The organism is Mesorhizobium sp. M7A.F.Ca.US.006.04.2.1 (assembly GCF_004022915.1).
Lineage (GTDB): Bacteria > Pseudomonadota > Alphaproteobacteria > Rhizobiales > Rhizobiaceae > Mesorhizobium > Mesorhizobium ciceri.
This window is the reverse complement of sequence record NZ_RZQA01001555.1, coordinates 1-611: the sequence shown is the minus strand read 5'-3', so window position 1 is coordinate 611 and position 611 is coordinate 1. Positions and strand designations below refer to the sequence as shown.

Sequence of the window (611 nt, the reverse complement as noted above, 5' to 3'; positions counted from 1 at the left end):
TTCATCAACCGCTGCGCCTCCTTGAAGGCATCGGCGAACTCTTCCGGCTTGCGCACCCTGACCGCCTTGCAGCCCATGGCCTCGGCGACGGCAACATGGTCGACGCCGTAGCCGGCCTCGGGATCGCCTGCCCGGTTGATGTTCTCGAAGGCAAGGTCGACCTCGAAGTCCATCGAGAAACCCCGCTGCGCCTGGCGGATCAGGCCGAGATAGGCGTTGTTCACCACGACATGGAGATAGGGCAGCTTGTGCTGGGCGCCGACCGCCAGTTCCTCGATCATGAACTGGAAATCATAGTCGCCCGACAGCGCCACGATGGTCCGGTCGGGATCGGCGGCGCGCACGCCAAGGGCAGCCGGCAAGGTCCAGCCGAGCGGGCCGGCCTGGCCGCAATTGATCCAGTTGCGCGGCTTGTAGACATGCAGGAACTGCGCGCCGGCGATCTGCGACAGGCCGATCGTGGTGACGTAGGTGACGTCGCGGCCGAACGCCTTGTTCATCTCCTCATAGACACGCTGCGGCTTCAGCGGCACCTGGTCGAAATGCGTCTTGCGCTTCATCGTCTTCTTGCGAGCCTGGCATTCCTTCGCCCAGCCGGACCAGTCGCGCAG

The 611-nt window shown here is 64.5% G+C and carries 1 protein-coding gene; it reads right to left on the bottom strand.

Annotated features, from left to right (window positions below; all coding sequences use genetic code 11):
• Positions 1 to 611, bottom strand: a 611-nt coding sequence (locus EN925_RS38695; protein WP_245487486.1) for a thiamine pyrophosphate-dependent enzyme, incomplete at both ends; no start/stop codon positions are given.